General features: G+C 35.8%; 5 protein-coding genes and 1 pseudogene. 2 read left to right on the forward strand and 4 right to left on the reverse strand.

Going from position 1 to position 4,648, the window contains the following annotated elements:
• On the reverse strand, positions 1 to 863 hold an 863-nt coding region (mobQ, locus tag ACEWB7_RS16940), incomplete at its 3' end, for a MobQ family relaxase (protein WP_411580983.1).
• Positions 864 to 1,077: 214 nt separating this feature from the next.
• Between mobQ and ACEWB7_RS16945 the strand changes: the two genes are divergently transcribed.
• Entirely contained in the window at positions 1,078 to 1,356 is a 279-nt protein-coding gene (locus tag ACEWB7_RS16945) for a mobilization protein (protein ID WP_110393183.1), read from the forward strand.
• A gap of 9 nt (positions 1,357 to 1,365) precedes the next feature.
• On the opposite strand, the gene repM is transcribed toward ACEWB7_RS16945, so the two are convergent.
• Positions 1,366 to 2,298: a replication initiation protein RepM gene (repM, locus tag ACEWB7_RS16950; protein WP_004727989.1), complete on the reverse strand. Its 933-nt coding sequence runs from the start codon at positions 2,296 to 2,298 to the stop codon at positions 1,366 to 1,368.
• Positions 2,299 to 3,058: 760 nt separating this feature from the next.
• On the opposite strand from repM, the gene ACEWB7_RS16955 reads away from it, so the two are divergent.
• On the forward strand, positions 3,059 to 3,541 hold the full coding sequence (locus ACEWB7_RS16955; RefSeq protein WP_074382622.1) for a hypothetical protein: 483 nt from the start codon (positions 3,059 to 3,061) through the stop codon (positions 3,539 to 3,541).
• Positions 3,542 to 3,963: 422 nt separating this feature from the next.
• Here ACEWB7_RS16955 and ACEWB7_RS16960 read toward each other — a convergent pair whose 3' ends face one another.
• Positions 3,964 to 4,434, reverse strand: a complete 471-nt coding sequence (locus ACEWB7_RS16960) for a hypothetical protein (RefSeq protein ID WP_065995588.1) — start codon at positions 4,432 to 4,434, stop codon at positions 3,964 to 3,966.
• A pseudogene (locus tag ACEWB7_RS16965) lies at positions 4,431 to 4,648 on the reverse strand (mobilization protein); the annotation flags it as partial. The pseudogene ACEWB7_RS16965 and the gene ACEWB7_RS16960, both read right to left, overlap by 4 nt.

The raw sequence follows: 4,648 nt of genomic DNA on the forward strand, positions 1-4,648 counted from the left end.
AGTTCTAGGCGTTTAGCTTCCTGATCTTTCTTCCATTGCTCAAAGCCTTTTTCAACACGGTTAAAACCCTGTTCTAAGGTCTGTTCCTTGTGCTGTTGTTTGTATTGGAGCTGTTGACTGTTCTGCTGTTTGATCGTGTCGTTGAAACGGCTAATTTCAGTATCTATGCCCTTTCTGCGCATCTGGGTGACTTTACTGCCTTCATGTATGGTGGCCTGTAGCTGATTACCTTGATCGGCATAACTGCGGTGGTCGATTCTTTCCCGATACCCTGCATATTCCAGAGCATGATTGGCTAAGTTTGCCCAGGTGGCTCGAATCTGTTTAATTTCTTCCTGGCTTGTTCCCATGCCTAAGCTTTTTCTTTTGGTGTTACTTAACTCAATTTCCGATTTTTGAGTGAGGACCAGTTTATTTTCAGTATCTAATTCTGCTTTGCGAGTTGTCAGTAAGATATGTGCATGATGGTTTTTATCATCTCCACCTTTGCTAGGTGCATGAATCGCTAAATCTGCAACCACCCCATAACGGTCTACTAAAGATTGGGCAAACTCTCTTGCTAGTTCTTTTCGCTGTTCTTCATCCAGCTCGTCCGGTAGAGCAATTACCCATTCACGTGCGGTTCGGGCATCTTTCCGATTTTCTGATTTTTCCGCCAGATTCCACACTTTGCTTCGGTCTAATTCAGTATCCAAGTTAGAAAGAATCTCTGTATACACTACACCTTCTTTTTTCGTGAAGTCGTGCGTTAATCCTGTCCGTTCATCTGTCAACTTTTCCCCTGCACGATAAGCCATAGAGGCAACCGCAGTTCGTCCAGAACTTCGGTTAACGGTCTTAGTCGTACAGTGATAAATTGCCATGCCTTAGCCTTGTGATGGTTTTGCTTTTGCTTTTGAAAAATTGCGTAGCAATTTTTTGGGGTTAAGGGGTATCCCCTTACGCAAACTTTGACTTGGATGAAATCCAAGTCGTAAGTGCGCATTTCATGAAAAACACGATAGCATATAGCCCGCTTGAATTTCAATTCATAGGGCCTTATGCTTGAGTGGTTTTCTATATCCCGAAATCTGAATTATGACAAAAGCTGCTGAAACTCTCGAAAAGAAAATTGAAGCCCAGTTAGAAAAGTTGAAACAGTTAAAGGCTCGTAAACAGGCTATCGAAGCTAGAGAAAAATCAAAGCAAAAAGAGCAGGAAAGAAAGGACGATACTAGACGTAAAATTTTGCTCGGTTCTTATTTGATTAAAAAAATGAATGCCAATGAAGCCAATAAAGAAAAAATACTCGCTGAACTCAACGAGTATTTAACAGAAGACAGAGATAGAGAGTTATTTAATCTTAAGTGTAATTAGTTTTTATTTTTATACGTTAAAACCATGCTCTACAAGCAAAGGAAAGAACATTTCAAAGTGTCTTTTTTCTGCTAGCATTTCAGCTAAAAGTTGTCCAAATTGTTCATAATTTCCAGTACCAATTAAGTGGCTATACTCACTTTGTACACGCTCATCATAGGCAAGTTTAGATCCAAACTTAAGACGTTGTGAATCAGTCATTCGGTTAAAAAAATCTCCTATATTTTTGTCTTTTTTAGCCTCAGTTCTTATTTGCTTTTGCTTAAATTTGAATGAAAAGCCTGTAATTGAGCGCCCTTTTTTGTGTTGCTCATAAGTTGTTACGATGTCTGTATGTTCATTGATTTGTTTGATTGCTGGTTCTAATACACGCTTTTTGAAATCACACATCGCTGTATATTCAGAATTCTCAAGCCCAATTCTATTTCTAAAGTCATTTAACTCAATTTGTGGAACTTTGCCCACTTCGCGCCAAGCAATGATTAACTCATAAAGCCTAATAGCGTATTTACTTGTAAGCTGTGTGACCTGCTTAAGTTGATAACTAGTGAACTGTTGCTCAAGTCTTGTAATCAAAGGCACTACATCTGGTGCAAAAGTGATTTCTAATGTGGCTGAATCATCAATATATTTAATACGGCTTACCCATCTAGACTTAACAGTTCCTATATTTCCCTTTTTATCTTCTTCTTTAAATGAAAATTGACGATCAAACAGGTTTAGAACAGCACTTTTTAGTGCTTTGTAAGCACCATCGTTACTAACATTAAAACGACTAGCGTAATCATTAGCATGTATTTCTAACTTACTATCAGCAGTTATACCTTTACCTGTTTGTCTTGCATTAATGATTGCAAGAAGTATTAAGCGCTGTTCGGTTACTTCTAAATTATAACTAGCGTTCATTAATGCGTTATCTTTCACAACAAGCTCATTCTTCATCTTCAAAGCATATTATTATTCAAAGTAAGGACACTGTACAAAATTATCATTAAAAGGTCAATATTAATTATGTCCTTAAATCAAGACTAAATGTCCTTTTATAACCGACTAAATGTCCTTTTATAACCGACTAAATGTCCTTTTATAACCGACTAAATGTCCTTTTATAGGGCTTGAAACCCTTTTGTAGTAAGGGTTTCGGAGTGTCTAAAAGCATTTAAAAGCTTTAAAATATATATAAAAGCATAAGTGGGCATGAAAAACAGCCCTATGCCCTCGCTAAAGCTCGGACGTTTTAACCTCGCTAAAGCTCGGTTGAGGGGCTGTTTTTTTAAATAGAAGTTGAGGATTTAATAAAAAAAGAAACTAGGCCTTCGCTTCGCTCAGTAATCTTTATGCTCGCTTCGCTCGTTTAGATTCTAATTAATACAGTTCGCACCCTTCGGGATGCTCTATATCTTTCGTTACGAAGCAAAGGGGAGCTTGTAATCAGGGAAAAGGCAGGGGCAAAATTTTAATGCCAGGTGATCGCTCGTAGACACTCGCTCGGTTCTTACTGGAATGAATTTAATTATTAAAATATCTAATTAAAACCGTGGAACAATGATCAAATAGTAAGCGTGGAACATGAAAAATAGAAAAGTTGCCGCCCTGTTGCTCTATGATTCAAGGCGGCAATCTCTAATATAATGATCTTGAAGGAAAAAACAATTGTATTTCGTATAAGGTGTATTATGTTAATTTTAGAAAAATTTAAAAAATGAAGAAACTACAAATCATCTTTTCAGTAATTTTAGTCATAGTAATTTTATGGGGTATACAATGGATGTTTCATGGTTTTCCAGTAAAACCTTCAAACATCAATAATGTAAAACCTACTGGAGATATAGAATCTAACTTAAATGCATTCTTAACTGACACAGCTTTACCACGAATAATAGAGAGTTGTATTCCCCTCTATAATGAAGATTTTAGAAAACTAAATTCTCAGCTTAAAAACTCACCTGATTTAATTAAGGCTGATCACTTTAATAAAGCTCAATTAATAACAATTAATTCTGATACAAGAAAAAAAGAAGCTAACTTATCTACTGTAAATATTATTAATGAATTTTTTACTGTTTTAGATAGTCCAATGACTAATCCAGAAATGCTACAAAGATGTTTCGGAAATTATGGTTATACACTTCAAGACATGAGAAGGATTAAGAAAAAATTTAGCAATTTTGCAAACTCAAATTAATTAGATACCCTGCATTTAACATAATGGCGGTTATACGAAATTTAATTATTTTTGCTAAAACACTATTTGAAAATATAAAAACCATAAAAAAATTATGGTTTTTTTTGTATCAACTTGTTTGTTGTCTCTATTTCATTGAATACTTCAAATTTTTTCCGATCATTATTGGATTTAACAACTAGAGTTAAAATAAAAAATATTATTATAAAAGCCAGGAAAATCAAATACATTCTCATTATTAAGTCCACTATTAGTGCTATGAAAGTATGCTTCCTTATGACAAATAGATAGGACATAAAAAATGAAAAGTAAAGCTCGACACTTTGAAATATGGCTTTTGCCATGTTTCAAAGTCGAGCCACTTTGCGACATCCGGTATTGATAAGATTAAGAGAAGAACCGAGCAAAGTACTTACCAGTAATTATTTAGGATCAATCACACAGTAATCTTTATTCGTTCCGTGACAGTCATTTTTCATGATCCGTACACAAGCTCTACCATTACAATTTTTAATATCTAGGTTGTAACTCTGTTCTAACCAAGCTGCTTCTGCTCGACGCTGCTGGATTTCATCAAAACTTGGAATAAATAAAAATATAAAAGACAGGAAAACTAATACCAGACTAAGGAAAATTGCACACAACAAGGCAATAAATCTGTAGTTCAATTTATCGGTGGCTTTATCTAACTCCTGAATACGACCTTGAAGGGCGCGTGTAGCTTCCTGATTTGCGTTATTTAGGGTCTTTTTGCTCTGTTCTAGTACCCCACTAGCTACCTTGTTGTAAAACGTCTCTAATCGCTTGTTATCATCTGCTATGGCTTCCCTGTATTCCTTCATGGAGGCTAATAAAATATATAACTGGTCGTCTAAATCGTTTTGATTGCTCATAGGGAAGGCCCATTTCTATTCATGCTTTTGCGTTGTTTCAGCTTCATCGCTTGTTCTTGCTGTAGCTTTAACTGCTTTTTATGTTCCAGTTCTAGGCGTTTAGCTTCCTGATCTTTCTTCCATTGCTCAAAGCCTTTTTCAACACGGTTAAAACCCTGTTCTAAGGTCTGTTCCTTGTGCTGTTGTTTGTATTGGAGCTGTTGACTGTTCTGCT

This window comes from Acinetobacter sp. NIOH-H-8, from assembly GCF_046635365.1.
In the GTDB taxonomy this organism is placed as follows: domain Bacteria; phylum Pseudomonadota; class Gammaproteobacteria; order Pseudomonadales; family Moraxellaceae; genus Acinetobacter.

What these genes read in the sequence shown, in the direction of transcription:
- ACEWB7_RS16945 (WP_110393183.1), top strand. Translation starts at nt 1,078, where the DNA reads ATGACAAAAGCTGCTGAAACTCTCGAAAAGAAAATTGAAGCCCAGTTA.
- repM (WP_004727989.1), bottom strand. Translation starts at nt 2,298, where the DNA reads ATGAAGAATGAGCTTGTTGTGAAAGATAACGCATTAATGAACGCTAGT.
- ACEWB7_RS16955 (WP_074382622.1), top strand. Translation starts at nt 3,059, where the DNA reads ATGAAGAAACTACAAATCATCTTTTCAGTAATTTTAGTCATAGTAATT.
- ACEWB7_RS16960 (WP_065995588.1), bottom strand. Translation starts at nt 4,434, where the DNA reads ATGAGCAATCAAAACGATTTAGACGACCAGTTATATATTTTATTAGCC.